The sequence below is a fragment of the Pseudoalteromonas sp. SANK 73390 genome, assembly GCF_054966645.1.
Genome location: NZ_ARPN01000108.1, coordinates 47,866 through 66,878, shown reverse-complemented (window position 1 = coordinate 66,878; position 19,013 = coordinate 47,866). Strand labels below are relative to the sequence as shown.

The following is a 19,013-nucleotide window of genomic DNA, read 5'->3' as shown; positions in this document are numbered from 1 at the left end:
TTGCTGTGGTTCACTTTATGGTGGGCAAAACCTTACCTCAATTTTTGCTTAGACTTTTGTTACGGTGTTTGCTTGCTTAATTAAAAGTCTATATGCTGAGTTGGTAACTTATTATTTTTGTAATTATTTTTTAGTTTTGGTGAAATATTTAGTTTGACGTTGGAGCGTTTTTTGCTGCAAAAATACAACTAACTAATTTATGAGTTGACTATTATGACTGAACCACAACAATTGAGTCAATTGATGGCTGAATCAGCACAAGATGCTATTGGCTATATTAAACAACTTGCTAGTCTAGAGGTTGAACTCGACCCAGCGGGTATACAGCAGTTAGATCTTATTCTGCTCGATCTAGCACAAGAACACGAAAACAAGCCACTAGATAATAGAATGCTGTTTACGGTAAGTACTATGTTAGGCGCGTTTGTTGGTGAAATATTTAAAAGCCAGCTAGGCGGGGAATGGTTTATGGATCAAAGTGATCCGGATGCGCCATTTATTGTTTTAAATTATGGCGGAAGGTCATACCCTTTCGCCTCAGTTTGTTTCGAGAAGATTGTAAATGATCCAGAGATCAGTGTTTTGAAATATTACGAGCTCGCTCTGAATAATGGAGCCTCATCAGGTTAAAAGTGGTTCAAGTATAAATAAGTCTTTTGCAACTTTTGTAAATCCTGCCTTGGAGAATAAAATTTGCGAAGCAATATTATCTGGATGCACTGTTGCGGTGATTGGTAAACTTTTATATTTGCTTGGTATTGATTCAATCGCTTTTAAAGCCAGCCCTCTTCCTTGTTGTGACGGGCAAATAAGAATTGAAATTTCGTATTGAGAATTTTGTAAATCAAGCCTAAGCATTCCTACAGAGCATTCTGAACCATCTTGCCAACACTCCTTCACAATAAAAAGGTGGCGGGTGGGGTTGTTACTAAGAGATTGTGCAAACCAATGGCAATGTTCTTCATAACTTATCTGGTGGTTTGACCTTGAGTACTTACGCACTGAAGGTTGTGATTGCCAATCAAATAAGAGGTCTTTGTCTTCAGTTGCTGCTGGGCGCAAGTTTACCACTGATAATTGGAGCTTTTGTATTGTTCTTACAACACCTTTGCCATCACAGCATTTGAATGCATTTTCACTCATGCTTTGGTATTGTTCAGGTTTATTTATGATTGTAGAGAGTGCATTTTTGACTGTTTCCTGAGTCAGCTCCTTGGCTTTGCCAAGGTTTATAAGGGCGTTACGTTGGGATAGCTTATCAAGTACTAGCGCTTGATTATCTGCAAACTCGATAGCGAGTGTTGGTAAACCTAAACAGCAGCGCTCCCAAGCCGAAGAGCCACTTGCGCCGATTGCTATATCAGCTTGGTACATCAGCTCTGCCATATTTGATGCATTCTGTTGCACGCTAAACCAGGGGTATTTTTGTTCAGTACTGTGATAGTAGTCTAATTCGCTACATTGGCTTGTAATTACGAGTACAACGTTCACAGGGGCTAAAAGAGAGGTATTTAACGCTTCAATAGCGCCAATTACAATGTTGTTTACTTTACTGGTATCTGAACCGCCAAGGCTTATAAGTACGTTTTGAATAGTCTGGGTTGATTGACGTTTTGCAAGTGCCTTTTTACGTAAACTAGAAAACTCATCTCGCAATAACATATATGTTTTTCCGAGTAATAATTTGCAGTTATTTGGGACTAGGCTTTGATAACGTAACGCTTTTGCATCTAGTGTTTGATCAAGTAAAAAGTCGCATTGGTGTTCTCGGTCCGCTAAATCATCAATAACAAGTGTTTTATCGACTCGAGTTGATATTGATGAGACATACCAGCATTTTTTGATATTGTAATGGTCTATTATCAGTAGCTGAATAGACTCAAATCGGCTGATAGCTTTTGCTACACTTTGAGCGTCGTTAATAAGCCATTGGTTATTATTACTATGACGATAAACTTCTTCGAGTGAAAAGCTATGTTTAGATAACATAGATTGATAACTTTTGGGTATATCATCAGCACATATAAAAGTTATTTTAAACTCGACCTTAGCCTGTAATAGTGTGTTTTTAAAGCCGATAGCCAGCGCTAAGCAACGCATAAAGTGTCCTGCACCAATGGATGCGTTGACATCTACTCTTACGGCTATGTTAATCATTATCTTACCTTAAATACGCTTTGCAGTGGTTCGCCTGAGAAAAGCTCCTCTAGGTTTTGCTTTGCAACGCAGTTAGCCAAGATAGGAAGTACCTCCGAGTAGGCCTTGAGTAGTGTTTGAATATGTTTCTCTTTGTGCGCATAGCTAAGGTTATGGCTTGCATTTATTAATATACCACGCTTGGCCATCTCCTGTATAAATAGCGAACGTAGTTGTATTGCGCTGTACTTTCCTTGATTCGCGATATGAATAAACGACCAGCTTGGGTGACCTGAAGTATAAACCCAATCTTGTATATCGTTATCGATAATGATTTTATTTAACTTGTCAGTCAGCAGTGAGCCTAGTTGACTTAAATGTTGTGTGACTTGGCTACGTTGTATTTTTTCGATTGTGGCATAGGTCGCAGCCAGAGATAGTGTCTCCCCAGCAAAAGTACCAGAGAAGAAAATGTCGTTCATTAACGCCATAATCTCTTTTTTGCCACAAACGACTGAAATAGGGAAGCCATTGGCAATGCCTTTACCAAATGTTGCCAAATCAGGGGATACCCCGAATAGAGATTGCGCTCCGCCTAAATCAAACCGAAATCCAGTGATCGTCTCGTCAAAAATTAATACAGCTTGGTATTGCTCGCATAACGATTTAACGCCTTTTAAATACCCTTTTTCAGGGTATGCTATATTCATTGGCTCCATAATAACAGCCGCTATATCGTGGAACTTTAACAGCTGCTCAAGTGACTCAAGGTTATTATACTCAAAAGTATGGGTAAGCGCTTGTGTAGAAGCGGGTACCCCTAAGTTTCTAGATGTACTGCCAATGTACCAATCTTGCCAGCCGTGATAGCCGCACACTGCAATGTGTTCTTTATTTGTGTAAGCCCTGGCAAGCCTGATTGCTGCAGATGTTGCGTCGCTGCCATTTTTAGCAAATCGAACTTGCTCTGCACACGGGATTAGTTCACAAATTTTTTCAGCAACATCAATTTCTATAGGATGAGATAAAGAGAAAGAAACGCCAGATTGCATTTGTTTCATTACCGCTTGGTCAACACAAGGGTCACAGTAGCCCAAAGAGATTGCTAATAATCCATTCACGAAATCTATGTATTCATTGTCATCGGCATCAGTAACAATACACCCTTGTCCACGCTTGATAAATAATGGGGCCGCACCTTTGGGGAAAGCCATTTGGCTTTTACTAAATGTTTGCGCACCTAAGGGTATATACTCTAGTGCGCGTACTAAGTTTTGATTTGAATTATCAAAGCGGTTCATAATTTATTTATCTCCAACAGCATTGTTTTTCAAAGCTTCATTTCTTTCAAAATGTTCATTTTGTTTTAGCCACTGAGGGTGTTTATAAAGGAGCTTAAGCGTACTGCTTAGGTTAAAATTTGGCTCAGTTTTGTAAAGGGACTCATATATATTTTTTATTAGTTGTAAGTCTTGAGGGTGATCTACTGTTAATCGGTAGTCAGGTATTAATTCATTTGCTTCAAAATTTGCACATGTAAGCGTATCAGGCTGAGTGAATAAATATGGAGTAACATGCTCACGCTGATATGCGGTTGTTGCTTCATGATGCGCTGTTCTCAGTGCACTAGTTTTCATAATTTCAACATCAAGGCCATCTGGAAAGGTTGCTGGATGGCAATTACTTGTAAAATCTACGTTTTTGTATAAATGTAAGTTCACTATTTCATCAACTATTGCACTATCGACTAACGGACAGTCAGCGGTGATCCTGACAATATGGTCACTAGGGTATGCGATGCTCGCTAGATAAAATCGCTGCAATACGTCGTCTAAAGGGCCTCTGAAGCAATGAACTTGATAATTTGTACAAAATTCTTCAATGGCATCATCTGATATTTGATCGCTAGTAAGTACCACAATTTTGTCTATTGTGGCTGTGTACTTAAGACGTTCTATAATATGCAATAACATAGGTTTGTTGAGTATGTTCTCAAGTACCTTACCGGGGAGTCGACTAGATGTCATTCTTGCCTGAATAAATACGTTTATTTTCATTTTTGTTGATTCTTACTGCACTGATATTAGTTTATCGGCCAATTTGCCGGATTGATAAGCTCTAAATCATCACACTTTAGTACTTTAATATGTTTGGGGTGAAGAGGGAGCAGTTGTTGGGCTTTAGCGTAATTGGTTAGTATCTCTTCCAATTGATTCGTTGAGCATACACCAACAATGGCTTGACTGATAAAATCAAAATGCAAGGCGATGGCTAGCGCTAAAATAATAGGAGTGCACTGTAATTCAGTACATACTTTGTGAAAGCGCTCAAAGTCACTCTTAAATTCATTAAAATGAGCTGGCAAGCTTTGTATATCACTTAATAAAGCGCCCTGAAGAAATAATGAACGAGTATGTACTTCGATATTATGGGTTTTGTATAATTCAAGGCATGCACTTTGGGCAAAGCGTTGATCAAAACAATTTAGTGGTATTTGAACTACGTCTATTGGGAAGTTGTCGCTTATCTTTGCTAATTGTTCTGGTGTGTATACAGAAACCCCTATTTTTTCACAAAGGCCTTGTGCTTTTATCTCAAGTGCTTGCTCAAAAAAAGTATTGGCGTCTGGAGATAATAGGTCATCTGCGTTATGAAAAAGTAACGCATAGACGCAGTCTACTTTTAAAGCTGCTAGGCTTTGCATAAAGGTTTGCTTAATGTCTTTATTTTCTGCATTTAGGCTAGGTATCTTGGTAACAATTTTAAAGGTCTCTAAGCTGTCATATTGACTAAGTGCTTGCTCACTTTTTCCATATGCACGAGCGGTATCTAACAATCTAATGCCAGATTGTTGCGCTAAATTAAGAATTTTTTTGATCTCATGGTTCTTGACTTGGCCATCATGATTGGTGACGCCATAACTTAAGCCAAATTGAACAGTACCTATTGCTAACTTCATAAACATGCTTTTAATTGTTCAATAACTTTGTCTTGCTCATGTGTTTGCAGTTCAGGATACAATGGCAATGTAATAATAGACTCATAAAATTGTTCAGCATTTTTACAATACCCTTTTTCAAAACCTAAAGCCTGATAATACGGTTGCCAATAGATAGGAATGTAGTGAACATTTACCCCGATCCCATTTTCTTTTAAATGCTCGAATACAGCACGCCTTTTTGTTGAGTCATCAAGCAAAATGATAAACAAGTGATAACTGCTATAGTTTTCGGTATGTATGTTTACGCAAGATAGGGGCAGGCCTTTTAGGAGCTGTTTATATCGGCTTGCGAGTTGATTTCTGCGACTAACAAAACTATCTAACCGTGTTAACTGGCTGCTGCCCAATGTAGCTTGTAAATCGGTCATACGATAATTAAACCCGAGCGCCATTTGTTCGTAATACCAACTGCCTTGGCTTTTGTCATTGATCAGAGAGGGATCTTTGGTGATCCCATGGCTTCTAAGATGAGAAAGTTTGTTGGCTAACTTTTTACAATTAGTTGTGGCAACGCCACCTTCACCAGTTGTGATAATTTTTACAGGATGAAAGCTAAATACACATATATCACTATACTGACATTTACCAACAGAGGCTTGCAGATAAGTTGCACCAATTGCATGAGATGCATCTTCGATGATTTTAAAATTGTAGTGTTTAGCCAGCTCAGCAATTTGCAGCATATCGCAAGATTGGCCTGTTAAATGAACAGGAATAATTACTTTTGGTAAACAGTTTAGTTTTTTTGCTTGTTCTAGTTTGTTTCGCAATGCAGTCGTACACATTAAACCTGATTCAGGTTCTACATCTACAAAGTCAACTTCGGCGCCACAATATAAAGCGCAGTTACTTGATGCGACAAAAGAGATTGGGCTGGTCCAAATGCGATCGCCAACACCAACACCTAAAGCTAAACATGCAAGATGTAGGCAGGCTGTAGCATTACTTGCTGCTATAGCAAAGCTAGCACCGCAGTAGCTTGCGATTGCACTTTCAAAATCAGGAACTTGAGGGCCTTGAGTTAGAAAGTCAGACTTGAGTGTGTTTACAACAGCATCAATATCAGCTTGGCTGATATTTTGTTTTCCGTACGGGATCATTTTAGTGCAAGCTCATTGAAGCTTTTTATTTCACTGTCACTCAAAAACCGTTCGTTGTTTTTAGAATTATATTCAAAACCAGGCTGAACTGCTTGGCCTTTTTCACTAAGTGCATTGATGGTGTAGTCATTACTGCGACTACTAAATTTAATACCAGGGGCAATGACGTAGTGATCGTTATATTCATAAGTGTCATAGCTTAAATCAGCAGGACACATGATTTCGTGCAGTTTTTCGCCTGGACGAATGCCAATGACCTTTAAAGGCAGGCTTGGTGCCATTGCTTTTGCTAAATCGATAATACGAATTGAAGGTATTTTAGGAACAAAAATTTCTCCTCCCAGCATGCGCTCAAAGTTTTTCAAAACAAAATCAACACCCTGCTGTAAGGTAATCCAAAACCGCGTCATATCAGCATGGGTAATAGGAATATGATCTTTGCCTTCATCAATAAACTTTTGGAATAGCGGTACAACAGAGCCTCTAGAGCATACAACATTACCATAACGGACAACTGAAAATGTGGTTTGATGCCCCCCAGAAATATTATTGGCAGCAACAAATAACTTGTCGGATGCTAGCTTGGTTGCACCATAAAGGTTGATGGGGTTTGCTGCTTTATCGGTCGATAATGCAATCACTTTTTCAACTTCGTTATTCAGTGCTGCATCAATCACATTTTCAGCGCCAGTTATATTTGTTTTTATGCACTCCATCGGGTTATATTCAGCCGCAGGCACTTGTTTAAGGGCTGCTGCATGAATGACGAAATCAACACCACGCATCGCTCTGTTTAAACGCTCTTTATCTCTAACATCGCCAATGAAATAACGCATACAATCGCTATCAAATTCTTGCTGCATTTCAAACTGTTTCAGCTCATCTCGAGAAAATATGATAATTTTCTTTGGGTTATAGCGATCTAATAATGTTTTTGTGTACTTTTTGCCAAATGAGCCTGTACCACCAGTGATAAGAATTGATTTATTGTCAAACATAAAGTCACCTAGCCCCTGCAATGATATGTTTACAAACCATGCAAAGTTTGAATATTGACCGATGTATAGGTCAGTTATAAATAATATAATTGTCAGTACTTTATAATACTTATTAGTGTTTTGCAGTAATTATGCCAGTAGCAAACATAATAAACATGGCTTAGAGTGACATCTTTATCAAGAAAGACTAAAATTTAAGCATAAATAGCATGTGTTTTGAGCACGTAAATGTGCCTACAGGAGGAATTATGAAAATTTCACCACCAAGTTTTAGTGCGTTAAACCGTACAGAAGAAGCGGCTAGTAAAATTAATCAGCAGTTAGCTTCTGCCAAACGAGTTAATAGTGCAGCAGATGATGCAGCAGCATTGCAGATTATAGACCGATTAAACTCTCAACAAGATGGTTATCAGCAATCAATAAGAAATGCGTACGATGGTATTTCATATTCACAAACTGCTGATGCCGCACTTTCAGGGGTTAATGATGCAGTAACTCGAATTGAGGAGCTATCTGTTCAAGCTGGTAACGGCGCTTTGAGTGATTCAGATAGGCAAGCCTTGCAAAGCGAAGTTGCACAGTTACAGACACAAATATCAGAAACTTTTGATAATACTTCATTCGGTGGGGCCTCTGTTTTTACGGGCCAAGAAACGCAGTTTCAAGTTGGGCCTGATGCAAATACAACTCAGAGTTTAACTGTGCGAGATGGTAGTTTTGCAGATGATATCGCGAACATTGACATATCCACTCAGGCTGGAGCTCAAGCCGCTCTTGATGTGACTAAAGTAGTTTCTGAAGATCTCAACACTCAGCGTGCTGAATTAGGGGCATTTGAAAATACAGTTGCAAGTAGAATTAAAAGTTTGGGAACTCAAGCTGAGAATATTGCAGCGAGCCAAAGTCGCATTGAAGATACCGATTATGCCAAAGTTATTTCTGAACAAACTGCTAATAATATTCTCTCACAAGTATCAATTGCTGTGCGTGGGCAAGCTAACCAATCGGCTTCGGCAGTACTCGGACTTTTATAGTAATTAATACAAAAGCATTAACTTATATATATCTGGTGGCATTTTTTTGGCGAAAGTGTCAAAAACTTGCCGCTAAGGTATTGCATCCCTTTCTAACTGCCTTACAATCATAATATATTCACGCCAAAAGTAGTTGGACTTGTAAGATGGTTTTGATCTTAGACAATAATAATAACCGAGCTAGTAGTCTTTGTGGTGCTTTAACATTTGTTGGTCAAGGCGCAAAAGTCATCGACGAGTCTGATATTGATGACCGAGTTACATTTCCAAAAGAGTCTATTATTGTGCTTGGTGCACTATCTACACTAGACCATGAGCAAGTAATTAAATCCCTGCCAGCATCCCCTTTTTTACTGATTGGTGAAACTTTAAAGCCTTTATTGAGCTTGGCAAATGTTGTTGGCCTTATCTCTGAGCCTTTTAGTCATGATGTGACGATGCAATTATTGCATGACTGCCAGCAATACCAACGTATGTTGCCGGGCAAATCAAGTAAGCACAATAGCAAAACGTTTGATGGTTTAGTTGGAGAAACAGACGCTGTTAAACAGGTGAGGTTTTTAATCTCTCAAGTTGCGAATACAGATGCTAATGTGCTTATTTTAGGTGAATCTGGTACAGGTAAAGAGGTTGTTGCACGTAACGTTCACTTACTTTCAAAGCGTAGTCAGGGACCATTCGTACCTGTAAATTGTGGTGCCATACCTGGTGAATTACTTGAAAGTGAGTTGTTTGGTCATGAAAAAGGGGCATTTACAGGGGCTATTTCTGCACGTAAGGGGCGTTTTGAACTGGCACAAGGTGGCACGTTGTTCTTGGATGAAATTGGGGATATGCCACTGCAAATGCAAGTGAAATTACTGCGAGTGTTACAAGAGCGTAGTTACGAGCGGGTTGGTGGAACTAAGCCTATTCAGGCTGATGTACGGATAATTGCAGCCACACATCGCAATTTAGAAAAAATGATCGAGTCAGGTAAGTTTCGCGAAGATTTATTTTATCGTTTGAATGTTTTTCCAATTGAAAACCCATCGTTACATGAACGAGCAGATGATATTCCACTTTTACTTAAAGAGCTGATGCGTCGAGTTAACGAGCAAAGTGGAACAACTGCTAAATTTACTGAACGCGCAATTGAAAGTTTAAAAGCGCATGATTGGCCCGGTAATATTCGCGAGCTTGCTAATTTAGTGGAACGTATGGTTATTATGTTCCCAGATAAAGTGGTTGATGTTACTGATTTGCCTAATAAATATCGTTATATTGAAGTAGATGCATACGAGCCAGAATATCCCGAAGAGCTGCTTGAAAAAGACGCGTTTAATGAACTATTCAGCGATGGCTTTAGTGACTTTGAAGAGGAAGGAGAAGAGACTGCAGATACGATGAATGCTTCATCTCACATTGGTTTATTACCCGATGCGGGTATTGAACTCAAAGATTACTTAGCTGAATTAGAAGTGAGTTTAATTACGCAAGCACTTGAGCGTTATGATTATGTGGTGGCACGTGCTGCAGAAGTGCTAGGGGTTAGACGCACCACACTGGTAGAGAAAATGAAAAAATATAACCTTAATCGAGATTAGACTTAATCTTTGTAAAATCGATGTTTTTATAACTATCGATAATTTGTTGCTTTCTAAAGCAGCTGTTGTCATGATCATTAATCATGCCGCAAGCCTGCATATGTGCGTATACCGTAGTTGGCCCTAAAAACTTAAATCCTCTTTGTTTTAAATCTTTGGCGAATGCGACGCTTATCTCACTTTGAGAATGGTAATCCGTTTTACTCATGATTTGATTAACAATAGGAAAGTAATTAACAAATTGCCATTGATAGCTGGCAAAACTCCCGTGACTACGTTGAATCTCAATAAATACCTTTGCATTATTAATCGTAGCTTGTATTTTTTTTTCGTTACGTACTATCCCTGTGTTATTCATTAGCTTTATTAAATCTTGCTCGCCCATTGCGGCAACATGCTTTACATCAAATTGAGCAAATGCAGTTTTATATGCTGCTCTTTTTTTTAAAATGGTGTACCAACTGAGGCCTGCTTGTGCAGATTCAAGAGTGATGAATTCAAATAGCGTTCGGTCATCAAGTACCGGCACACCCCATTCTTGGTCATGATAGCGAATATAATCTTCTTTACTTAGGTCTAACCACATGCACCGTGTACACATTTTAATTCCTCTTATAAATCATCCTAAAATTTATTGTACATGATGCTGTATAAAAAAACAGTGTCAAAAATTTGATGCAATTGTATTGATTAAGTTTTTGAAAGTATTGTATTTTATTTTGGCCTAAATCCTGCATTGGTCTGTGTAGAGTTTTAATTTAGAGAGCTATGTTATGGCATTAGCACATGTTTTGAATCCACAGTTCGTGCCACCAGCACCATTCTCTGCAGGTCTGCTTCAAGAAGCATATGTGGGAGAGTTAAGTGAATTACGTCAACAGGCAAGCTGGTTAAGCCATCTGGTGCACACCATGCCTGCAGGGGTCGTCGTACTCGATGGTCAAGGCATGATAGCAAAAGCAAATCAGATCGCTATTGATATGTTAGGAGAGCCACTGGAAGGTGAGAAGTGGTTTAATATTATCCAGCGTTCTTTTAACCCAAAGCAGGATGATGGCCATGAAATTTCTCTTAAAGATGGACGATTGATCAAACTTGATATAACAGCGCTCGCCCCAGAGCCTGGACAGCTAATTTTAATGACAGATTTAACTGAAACGCGACGTTTGCAATCCAGAGTTGCGCATATGCAGCGTTTGAGTGCATTGGGTAAAATGGTAGCTTCATTGGCTCACCAAGTACGTACCCCTTTGTCTGCTGCAATGTTATATGCAGCAAATTTAGGCAGTGGCACGTTACCAAAAGCATCTCGTACGCGATTTCATGAAAAGCTCTTGTCTAGGCTTAAAGATCTCGAGTCTCAAGTGAATGATATGTTGTTGTTCGCAAAAAGTGGTGAGCAGCAAGTTGTTGAAACTGTTTCAATGGGACAATTGCTCAATGAAGTTAAAGCGGGTGCTGATGCTATGGTGGCCATGAACAATAGTGCATTAGATGTGTTATTACCTGAGCCGGACATTGCGGTTATAGGTAATAAGACAGCCCTTGCTAGTGCGATACAAAACTTGATACACAACAGTATTCAAATTATTGGTTCACAAGCCGAAATTAAAGTAAGTGCAAAGCGTGAAGACGATAAAGTGCGAATTTCCGTTATAGATAACGGCCCGGGTATAGACCCGCAAATAGCAGAAAAAGTATTTGAACCGTTTTTTACAACAAAAAGCCAAGGCACAGGTCTTGGACTTGCGGTGGTGAGCTCGGTGGCTAATTCTCACAAAGGGCAAGCAGAAGTACAAAATATGCCAGATGGCGGTGCATGTTTCAGTTTACTTCTTCCTATTTCATTCAATACCGAACAGTTGGAGGTTGTATGAGTCATTCTATTTTAGTAGTGGAAGATGATGCAGGGCTCAGAGAAGCGCTAATTGACACCTTACATTTATCTGGATTTGATTGTGTCGAAGCATCTAGTGCTGAGCAGGCTGTTATCTTGCTAAAGCAGGCAAGCTTTTCTTTGGTTGTCAGTGACGTTCAAATGGGCACTATGAGCGGGATTGATTTGCTTAGAACAATTAAGCTAAATTACCCAGACTTACCAGTGTTGATGATGACTGCGTATGCAACCATTGACGATGCTGTAGAAGCGATGCGATTAGGCGCTATTGATTATATGGCTAAACCTTTTGCGCCTGAGGTTTTACTGAATATGGTAAGCCGCTACATGCCAGTGAAAGAAAAAGAAACTGATGGTCCTGTTGTTAAAGACCCACAAAGCCTCCAGTTACTTGAATTGGCAGCCAAAGTCGCAAAGTCAGATGCGAGTGTAATGGTACTTGGGCCAAGTGGTTCAGGTAAAGAAGTTTTGGCGCGCTATATCCATGATAAATCTGAGCGTGCCCAAGAAGTATTTGTTGCTATAAATTGTGCTGCGATACCAGAGAATATGCTAGAAGCGACGCTATTTGGTTATGAGAAAGGTGCGTTTACGGGAGCTATTCAAGCTTGTCCAGGTAAATTTGAACAAGCCCAAAAGGGTACTATTTTACTTGATGAAATCACCGAAATGGACCTAGCCTTGCAAGCAAAGCTGCTCAGGATATTGCAAGAGCGTGAAGTGGAACGATTGGGTGGCAGAAAAACCATAGAGCTTGATGTACGTGTATTGGCTACCAGTAACCGAGACTTAAAAGAAGCTGTCGCGGCAGGTAATTTTAGAGAAGATTTGTACTATCGGCTAAATGTTTTTCCACTAATGTGGTTGCCATTGTGTGAACGTCCAGGCGATATTGTTGTGCTTGCAGAGCATTTGATTGCAAGGCATTGCACCAAAGCGAGCAAACCGATACCAACACTTTGTGAGGATGCCAAACAAAAGCTCTTATCACATTTTTGGCCAGGTAATGTGCGTGAATTAGATAATGTTGTGCAGCGAGCTTTGATATTACACCAAGGCTTGCAAGTTAATTCAGATGATATTTTTATAGAAAGTCATCAGCCTGTTTTGTCTCGAAATGACAATAAAGCAATAGATCAAATTCAAGTTGAGTTGGCTACGAAATGTGAGATAGCTGACAGTGTGGATAGTCAAAGTTATAAAGTAGAGTTACAAGATAAGGAACACCAAATGATTCTGGACACCTTGTCTCGATGTCAAGGTAAGCGCAAAGACGTGGCTGAAATATTAGGGATGAGCCCTCGAACGTTACGGTATAAGTTAGCGAAAATGCGTGACATGGGGATCCCACTACCAGCTTAACCCCTTCCAAATACCATGAGCCAGTTTAATACTGGCTTTTTCTAGTCAAAATCATGACAGCCCGCTTTGTTTGTAACTAACTGTTATAGTTGATTTTTATTTTGGCATGAATTGTGCTTCATCTATGTATCTTTAGTAAAAAGGGTGAGCACAATGAACATTCAACCCAATGCTTTATATCAAGAAATGCAGTCGTTAGCTTCAGAAGCTACACGCAATAAACCGCAAGATAGTCTGCCAGTACAGACATCAGCAAATTCATCAGCGCAGTTTGGCGACATGCTATCAGATGCTATTAATACGGTCAGTGGCTTGCAAAAAGATGCAAAATCAAAAGTAACGGCACTGGAGATGGGTGATCGCAGCGTGTCGCTCGCTGAAGTCATGATTGCTTCTCAAAAATCGTCAGTGGCTTTTGAGGCGACGGTACAAGTTAGAAATAAGCTTGTAGAGTCATATAAACAAATTATGAGCATGCCTGTTTAAGCTTAGGTAGTGGAGAATAACTGTGGCAACGAACCAATCAACAGAACTGGCTTTATCGGATGGCGCTACTGGCGCAGATTCTGGTGAACAGCAAGAGCAAAAATCAGGTTATCTGAGTGCGCTAAGTGGCGTTGATATGCTTCGCCAAGTTACTTTAATTATCGCTTTAGCTATCTGCTTAGCTATTGCTGTGTTTATTATTATTTGGGCACAACAACCAGATATGCGCCCACTTGGTCAATATCCTACCGAAGAGCTAGTGCAAACATTGGACTTTTTAGACGCTCAAAAAATTGATTATGAATTAGATGGTAATACCATCTTGGTAGCTGAAAATGATTACCAAACCATAAAACTACAAATGGCACGTGATGGATTTACGCAAGCACCAAGTTCGGGTACGGATATTTTAATGCAGGATATGGGCTTTGGTGTCAGCCAAAGACTAGAGCGAGAGCGATTAAAGCATAGCCGTGAGCAGCAGTTGGCGCGTACAATTGAAGAATTAGACGACATTAATCGTGCAAAAGTACTGTTAGCTATACCAAAAGAAAACGTGTTTGCTCGTCGTGAGAAAAAGCCATCAGCTACCGTAGTACTCACATTAAAACGTGGCAGAACCCTAGGTGGTGAAGAAATAGATTCAATAGTGGATATAATTGCTTCTGCTGTACAAGGACTAGAGCCAGCACGAGTGACTGTTACAGATCAAAATGGCCGCTTATTGAATTCAGGCTCGCAAGATTCACTAGCAGCACGTTCTCGCAAAGAATATGACCTTGAGCGTAAAAGGGAACAAGAATACCTAGAAAAGATTGACAGTATTTTGATCCCTGTTATTGGATTAGGTAAGTACACTGCGCAGGTTGATTTAACGATGGACTTTAGTGCTATTGAAGAGACCCAAAAACGCTACAACCCTGACTTGCCAGCAGTGCGCAGTGAGACAACATTTGAAGAGAATAATATTGGCGGGTTAGCGGTTGGTATTCCTGGCGCTTTAAGCAATCAACCCCCAGTGAACTCAAATATTCCAGAAGTAGCAGGTAATGGTAATGCCGGCAGCGCATCGAACCCAAGTCGAATGCAAAAAGAAGCAACGCGAAACTATGAATTAGACACTACAATTAGTCATAAGCGTCAACAAACTGGCGTGATCCGTCGCATCAGTGTATCAGTGGCGGTTGATTATTTACCCAAAGCCGATGCTGAAGGCAATGTAACGCTGCAACCACGAGCACAAGAAGATTTAGCAAATATTCGCCGTTTATTACAAGGTGGAGTTGGCTTTGACATGCAACGAGGTGATGCACTGGAAGTTGTAACAGTACCGTTTGTACGAGAAGACATGGCTGAAGCTGCAGAGTTGCCACTTTGGGAGCAAGAGTGGTTTATGAAAACAACTCGTTTAGCATTAGGTGCTTTAGTCATTATTGTACTGATCCTAGCGGTTGTTAGACCGATGCTGAAACGTTTAATTTATCCAGATGATACGTTAGAAGAGTTTGATGAAGATTCACTTACGGCAGGCGTGGATTTAGGAGATAGTACGTTAGATATGCTAAATCATGAATTTGACTCAGCTGCTGTTGGCTTCTCATCAGATGGTACTTTACAATTACCAGACTTACATGGTGATGAAGACTTACTCAAAGCAGTACGTGCACTCGTTGCCAATGAACCAGAATTATCATCACAAGTAGTGAAAGCGTGGTTAACAGAAGATGACTGATGAAGAACAAAAACAACTACCCGCTGCGTATGACGTCGATAAACTTGATGGCGTAGATAAAGCCGCCATTTTGTTGCTTAGTTTATCTGAAGAAGATGCTGCACAAATTTTAAAGCACCTAGAGCCTAAGCAAGTTCAACGTGTAGGTATGGCAATGGCTGCACTTGATGATTTGTCGCAAGCAAAAATAAGTGCTGTTCATAACTTGTTTATAGAGCAGATACAAAGCTTTAGTACCATTGGTTTTCAATCTGAAGACTTTATCAAAAAAGCGCTTACAGCAGCGCTTGGTGAAGATAAGGCGGCAAGCCTTATTGACCAAATTGTGATGGGTTCAGGGGCTAAGGGCTTAGACTCTCTAAAATGGATGGACTCAAAACAGGTTGCCAATATTATCCGTAATGAGCACCCGCAAATTCAAACTATTGTATTGTCATATTTGGAGCCAGAGCAATCAGCTGAAATATTGTCACAATTCCCAGAAAAAGTGCGGCTTGACTTAACAATGCGTATTGCAAATCTAGAAGAAGTGCAACCTGCCGCATTGCAGGAACTAAATGAGATTATGGAGAAACAATTTGCCGGTCAAGCGGGGGCACAAGCGGCGAAAATGGGCGGCTTAAAAGCAGCAGCAGATATAATGAACTACTTGGATACCAATGTCGAAGGGCAGTTAATGGACTCAATTCGTGAACATGACGAAGAAATGTCGCAACAAATTCAGGACTTAATGTTCGTATTTGAAAACTTATTAGATGTGGACGATCGCGGTATTCAGGCAATATTACGTGAAGTGCAACAAGACGTGCTTATGAAAGCAATCAAGGGTACGGATGATGCACTTAAAGATAAAATTCTCGGTAATATGTCAAAACGAGCGGCAGAAATGCTTGCTGATGATTTAGAGGCGATGCCACCTGTACGTATAAGCGAGGTAGAAGCCGCTCAAAAAGAGATTTTATCTACAGCTCGTCGCTTAGCTGATTCAGGTGAAGTTATGCTTGGTGGTGGTGGTGGTGAGGAGTTCTTGTAATTTATGACTGATACCAAATTTTATAAAGGTCGGCCTGTTGAGGGCGAAGCACTTGATGAGTTGCTGAAGAACTGGCCTATTCCTGATGTGTCAGAGGATCCTCGCAAATATTCGGGTCGTTCAACTGCTTTTGGTAAACCACTGGATCAAGTATATCAAAAGCCTGAAAAAAAACCGCAAGACCCTGATAGCCAAGAGCCTGAATTTCCGACTTTGACCTTGGAAGAGTTAGAACAAATTCGCCAAGATGCTTACGATGAAGGTATTAAACAAGGTCATGAGCAAGGGTATATAGATGGCTTTGATAAAGGTGTATCTGAAGGTAAGGAAGCGGGTTATAAAGAAGGTGTTGAGATAGGTAAGCAACAAGGAGAGGATGAAGCAAAGCCGCTTATCGAAGAAAAGCTCCAGACATTGACCCTTATTGTGAATGAATTACATGAGCCATTACGTTTGGTTGATGAACAGTGCGAAAAACAGTTAGTACAGTTAGCCAATTTATTGGCGCAACAAGTCATTTTTCGTGAAGTAGCATTAGATCCCAACGTTGTTTTGCTCGCATTAAAAAAAGCCATGGATGCCTTACCTATTGCAGATCAAACAGTAAAAGTGCATTTGCATCCTGATGACCTAGAACTTGTTAAAGCGGCCTACGGTGAGCAGCAACTCGCAGCACAACATTGGCATCTATTGCCTGAACCCACTTTAGAAAGAGGAGGCGTTGAGGTAAAAACGTCCCAATCCTCTATCGACATGACGCTCAAAACAAGAATGAAAGAAATCTTGGAAGACTTTTTGCATGACAGTGGTATCGAGTTGTAATATTTGGCTAAACCATGAGTGTTGAAAGCCCGCTTGCTGAGCGTTTATCAAAATATAAAAAGCATATCAGACCATTTACAGTACCCGTCGCTGGTAGTTTAACGAGAGTTGTAGGTTTAACGCTTGAAGCACGGGGGCTTAGTGCGCCAGTAGGAAGCCAATGTAAAATTGAAACTACTCGAGGGTTTGTGGATGCAGAAGTTGTTGGTTTTAACGATGACACTTTATATCTAATGCCTAATGATCACATATCAGGTGTGTTACCAGGGGCTCGTGTTATTCCACAATTGAAAGAAACGGGGCTGCCTGTTGGCATGAGTTTACTTGGTCGTGTGGTTGATGGTTTAGGCCGCCCTCTGGATGGACTTGGAGCAATCCACGCTGAGCATACACTTAAATTTGCACAAAACACCATTAACCCACTTGCGAGAAGACCCATTAATCAGCCTATGGATGTGGGTGTAAGAGCAATTAACTCAGTTATTACAGTCGGACGAGGCCAGAGAATGGGTTTATTCGCAGGAAGCGGTGTGGGTAAGTCAGTGCTACTTGGTATGATGACTAGAGGCTGTGAAGCTGACGTAATAGTTGTAGGTTTAGTTGGTGAGCGTGGTCGTGAAGTTAAAGAATTTATAGATGAAATTTTAGGCGCAGAGGGGCGTAAGCGCTCGGTGGTGGTTGCGGCTCCCGCAGATGCATCTCCACTTATGCGTTTAAAAGGCTGTGAAAGTGCAGTAACGATTGCTGAATATTTTCGGGATCAGGGCTTGAATGTTTTATTGTTATTAGACTCTGTCACTCGATATGCTATGGCGCAACGTGAAATAGCACTGGCAGTGGGCGAGCCACCTGCGACGAAAGGCTATCCACCTTCAGTGTTCGCAAAATTACCCGCGTTGGTTGAGCGTGCTGGTAATGGGGGGGAAGGGCAAGGTTCAATTACCGCTTTTTTCACGGTTTTAAGTGAAGGGGATGATATGCAAGACCCGATTGCTGATGCTGCTCGAGCAATACTTGACGGGCATATTGTGCTTTCACGAGATTTGGCTGATAGCGGCCATTACCCTGCAATTGATATAGAAAAATCGATAAGCCGAGTCATGCCTCAAGTGATCTCTGAAAGTCATTTGCAGCAGGCAAGAATACTTAAACAAGTTTATGCAATGTATCAGCAAAACAAAGATATGATCACATTAGGTGCATATCAAAAAGGCAGTGACCAAATGCTTGATCAGGCAATTATTATGATGCCAACAATCAATGGTTTTTTACAGCAAGGTATGAAAGAAGTACTTAATTATGATCAGTGCTTACAAGAGCTTGCTAAATTGCTAGGACAAGAATGATGGCCAATAACAAACTAGATTTACTCTATAAACTTGAGTCAGAAAAAGAAGAGTCTCTGCGAGTCAATTATATGCAGGCACAGCATCATTTAAATGATAACCAGCAAAAACTATCAGGGCTTAATGATTTTCGTTTAGAGTATGCTCAGCAACTTCACATAAAGGCAAAGCAGGGTCTGACCAGTAGCGGTTTTACTCAGTATCATGCGTTTATAAAGAAGATTGAAGAAGCTATTTTACAACAAGCAAGTACGGTTAATACTGCAAAACAGGTGGTTGAGCAACGAAAAACGCTTTGGCTTGCTCAGCAGGTTAAAGCAAAGGCTATTGCAAAACTAATAGAGAAAAAACAAGCTGCTCACCAAACACGTATAAATAAAGCAGAGCAAAAAATGTTAGATGAGTTTGCAACGAATCAGTTTATGCGCCGCCGAGCCTAATATTATGGCTCGATTTTTGCTTTTAACCCATTAGTGATGT

Annotated in this window: 18 protein-coding genes; 11 read left to right on the top strand and 7 right to left on the bottom strand. The window is 40.3% G+C overall.

Annotated features, from left to right (window positions below; all coding sequences use genetic code 11):
• Positions 1 to 213: 213 nt before the first annotated feature.
• Positions 214 to 630, top strand: a complete 417-nt coding sequence (locus SANK73390_RS14025) for a hypothetical protein (protein WP_462766651.1) — start codon at positions 214 to 216, stop codon at positions 628 to 630.
• Here SANK73390_RS14025 and pseG read toward each other — a convergent pair.
• The 6 genes from pseG to pseB are packed head-to-tail and all read right to left on the bottom strand — an operon-like array spanning position 622 to position 7,235.
• On the bottom strand, positions 622 to 2,157 hold the full coding sequence (gene pseG / locus SANK73390_RS14020; protein WP_462766650.1) for a UDP-2,4-diacetamido-2,4,6-trideoxy-beta-L-altropyranose hydrolase: 1,536 nt from the start codon (positions 2,155 to 2,157) through the stop codon (positions 622 to 624). The genes SANK73390_RS14025 and pseG overlap by 9 nt on opposite strands.
• On the bottom strand, positions 2,157 to 3,437 hold the full coding sequence (locus SANK73390_RS14015; protein WP_462766648.1) for an aspartate aminotransferase family protein: 1,281 nt from the start codon (positions 3,435 to 3,437) through the stop codon (positions 2,157 to 2,159). The genes pseG and SANK73390_RS14015 overlap by 1 nt, the downstream gene beginning before the upstream one ends.
• A gap of 3 nt (positions 3,438 to 3,440) precedes the next feature.
• Positions 3,441 to 4,193, bottom strand: a complete 753-nt coding sequence (locus SANK73390_RS14010; protein WP_462766646.1) for a cytidylyltransferase domain-containing protein — start codon at positions 4,191 to 4,193, stop codon at positions 3,441 to 3,443.
• A gap of 26 nt (positions 4,194 to 4,219) precedes the next feature.
• The gene (locus SANK73390_RS14005; RefSeq protein WP_462766644.1) at positions 4,220 to 5,095 is read right to left on the bottom strand and encodes an aldo/keto reductase; all 876 of its coding nucleotides are present in this window, start codon (positions 5,093 to 5,095) and stop codon (positions 4,220 to 4,222) included.
• The gene (pseC, locus tag SANK73390_RS14000; protein ID WP_462766643.1) at positions 5,092 to 6,237 is read right to left on the bottom strand and encodes a UDP-4-amino-4,6-dideoxy-N-acetyl-beta-L-altrosamine transaminase; all 1,146 of its coding nucleotides are present in this window, start codon (positions 6,235 to 6,237) and stop codon (positions 5,092 to 5,094) included. The genes SANK73390_RS14005 and pseC overlap by 4 nt, the downstream gene beginning before the upstream one ends.
• Positions 6,234 to 7,235: a UDP-N-acetylglucosamine 4,6-dehydratase (inverting) gene (gene pseB / locus SANK73390_RS13995; RefSeq protein ID WP_462766641.1), complete on the bottom strand. Its 1,002-nt coding sequence runs from the start codon at positions 7,233 to 7,235 to the stop codon at positions 6,234 to 6,236. The genes pseC and pseB overlap by 4 nt, the downstream gene beginning before the upstream one ends.
• 248 nt (positions 7,236 to 7,483) lie before the next feature.
• On the opposite strand from pseB, the gene SANK73390_RS13990 reads away from it, so the two are divergent.
• Together SANK73390_RS13990 and SANK73390_RS13985 are read left to right on the top strand one after the other, a co-directional pair.
• Positions 7,484 to 8,269: a flagellin N-terminal helical domain-containing protein gene (locus SANK73390_RS13990; RefSeq protein ID WP_462766639.1), complete on the top strand. Its 786-nt coding sequence runs from the start codon at positions 7,484 to 7,486 to the stop codon at positions 8,267 to 8,269.
• A 146-nt stretch (positions 8,270 to 8,415) separates the two neighbouring features.
• Positions 8,416 to 9,855: a sigma-54 dependent transcriptional regulator gene (locus SANK73390_RS13985; protein ID WP_462766637.1), complete on the top strand. Its 1,440-nt coding sequence runs from the start codon at positions 8,416 to 8,418 to the stop codon at positions 9,853 to 9,855.
• Here SANK73390_RS13985 and SANK73390_RS13980 read toward each other — a convergent pair.
• The gene (locus SANK73390_RS13980) at positions 9,842 to 10,456 is read right to left on the bottom strand and encodes a DNA-3-methyladenine glycosylase I (protein WP_462766635.1); all 615 of its coding nucleotides are present in this window, start codon (positions 10,454 to 10,456) and stop codon (positions 9,842 to 9,844) included. The genes SANK73390_RS13985 and SANK73390_RS13980 overlap by 14 nt on opposite strands.
• Positions 10,457 to 10,628: 172 nt before the next feature.
• Here SANK73390_RS13980 and SANK73390_RS13975 point away from each other — a divergent pair, with 172 nt between their 5' ends.
• The 8 genes from SANK73390_RS13975 (at position 10,629) to fliJ (ending at position 18,973) form a co-directional block, all read left to right on the top strand.
• Positions 10,629 to 11,732, top strand: a complete 1,104-nt coding sequence (locus SANK73390_RS13975; RefSeq protein ID WP_462766633.1) for a sensor histidine kinase — start codon at positions 10,629 to 10,631, stop codon at positions 11,730 to 11,732.
• Complete coding sequence (locus tag SANK73390_RS13970) at positions 11,729 to 13,114, top strand: sigma-54-dependent transcriptional regulator (protein ID WP_462766632.1); 1,386 nt, start codon at positions 11,729 to 11,731, stop codon at positions 13,112 to 13,114. Before SANK73390_RS13975 ends, SANK73390_RS13970 begins: the two co-directional genes overlap by 4 nt.
• 153 nt (positions 13,115 to 13,267) lie before the next feature.
• Positions 13,268 to 13,600 carry a flagellar hook-basal body complex protein FliE gene (gene fliE / locus SANK73390_RS13965; RefSeq protein WP_261592199.1) on the top strand — a complete coding sequence of 111 codons (333 nt, stop codon included), beginning with the start codon at positions 13,268 to 13,270 and terminating at the stop codon, positions 13,598 to 13,600.
• Positions 13,601 to 13,622: 22 nt separating this feature from the next.
• Positions 13,623 to 15,332, top strand: coding sequence for a flagellar basal-body MS-ring/collar protein FliF (fliF, locus tag SANK73390_RS13960; protein ID WP_261592200.1), 1,710 nt, complete (start codon positions 13,623 to 13,625; stop codon positions 15,330 to 15,332).
• Positions 15,325 to 16,365 carry a flagellar motor switch protein FliG gene (gene fliG, locus SANK73390_RS13955; RefSeq protein ID WP_462766629.1) on the top strand — a complete coding sequence of 347 codons (1,041 nt, stop codon included), beginning with the start codon at positions 15,325 to 15,327 and terminating at the stop codon, positions 16,363 to 16,365. Before fliF ends, fliG begins: the two co-directional genes overlap by 8 nt.
• Before the next feature lie 3 nt (positions 16,366 to 16,368).
• The gene (gene fliH / locus SANK73390_RS13950) at positions 16,369 to 17,187 is read left to right on the top strand and encodes a flagellar assembly protein FliH (RefSeq protein WP_462766628.1); all 819 of its coding nucleotides are present in this window, start codon (positions 16,369 to 16,371) and stop codon (positions 17,185 to 17,187) included.
• Positions 17,188 to 17,201: 14 nt separating this feature from the next.
• Entirely contained in the window at positions 17,202 to 18,533 is a 1,332-nt protein-coding gene (gene fliI, locus SANK73390_RS13945; RefSeq protein ID WP_462766627.1) for a flagellar protein export ATPase FliI, read from the top strand.
• Entirely contained in the window at positions 18,533 to 18,973 is a 441-nt protein-coding gene (gene fliJ / locus SANK73390_RS13940) for a flagellar export protein FliJ (protein WP_462766675.1), read from the top strand. Before fliI ends, fliJ begins: the two co-directional genes overlap by 1 nt.
• Positions 18,974 to 19,013: the final 40 nt, after the last annotated feature.

Bases quoted from the DNA above. Each gene is read 5' to 3' on its own strand.
- SANK73390_RS13975 (WP_462766633.1), top strand. From the start codon at position 10,629: ATGGCATTAGCACATGTTTTGAATCCACAGTTCGTGCCACCAGCACCA.
- fliG (WP_462766629.1), top strand. From the start codon at position 15,325: ATGACTGATGAAGAACAAAAACAACTACCCGCTGCGTATGACGTCGAT.
- fliH (WP_462766628.1), top strand. From the start codon at position 16,369: ATGACTGATACCAAATTTTATAAAGGTCGGCCTGTTGAGGGCGAAGCA.
- SANK73390_RS14025 (WP_462766651.1), top strand. From the start codon at position 214: ATGACTGAACCACAACAATTGAGTCAATTGATGGCTGAATCAGCACAA.
- fliI (WP_462766627.1), top strand. From the start codon at position 17,202: ATGAGTGTTGAAAGCCCGCTTGCTGAGCGTTTATCAAAATATAAAAAG.
- fliJ (WP_462766675.1), top strand. From the start codon at position 18,533: ATGGCCAATAACAAACTAGATTTACTCTATAAACTTGAGTCAGAAAAA.
- pseG (WP_462766650.1), bottom strand. From the start codon at position 2,157: ATGATTAACATAGCCGTAAGAGTAGATGTCAACGCATCCATTGGTGCA.
- SANK73390_RS14005 (WP_462766644.1), bottom strand. From the start codon at position 5,095: ATGAAGTTAGCAATAGGTACTGTTCAATTTGGCTTAAGTTATGGCGTC.
- pseC (WP_462766643.1), bottom strand. From the start codon at position 6,237: ATGATCCCGTACGGAAAACAAAATATCAGCCAAGCTGATATTGATGCT.
- SANK73390_RS13970 (WP_462766632.1), top strand. From the start codon at position 11,729: ATGAGTCATTCTATTTTAGTAGTGGAAGATGATGCAGGGCTCAGAGAA.
- SANK73390_RS13990 (WP_462766639.1), top strand. From the start codon at position 7,484: ATGAAAATTTCACCACCAAGTTTTAGTGCGTTAAACCGTACAGAAGAA.
- SANK73390_RS13980 (WP_462766635.1), bottom strand. From the start codon at position 10,456: ATGTGTACACGGTGCATGTGGTTAGACCTAAGTAAAGAAGATTATATT.
- fliE (WP_261592199.1), top strand. From the start codon at position 13,268: ATGAACATTCAACCCAATGCTTTATATCAAGAAATGCAGTCGTTAGCT.
- SANK73390_RS14015 (WP_462766648.1), bottom strand. From the start codon at position 3,437: ATGAACCGCTTTGATAATTCAAATCAAAACTTAGTACGCGCACTAGAG.
- SANK73390_RS13985 (WP_462766637.1), top strand. From the start codon at position 8,416: ATGGTTTTGATCTTAGACAATAATAATAACCGAGCTAGTAGTCTTTGT.
- pseB (WP_462766641.1), bottom strand. From the start codon at position 7,235: ATGTTTGACAATAAATCAATTCTTATCACTGGTGGTACAGGCTCATTT.
- SANK73390_RS14010 (WP_462766646.1), bottom strand. From the start codon at position 4,193: ATGAAAATAAACGTATTTATTCAGGCAAGAATGACATCTAGTCGACTC.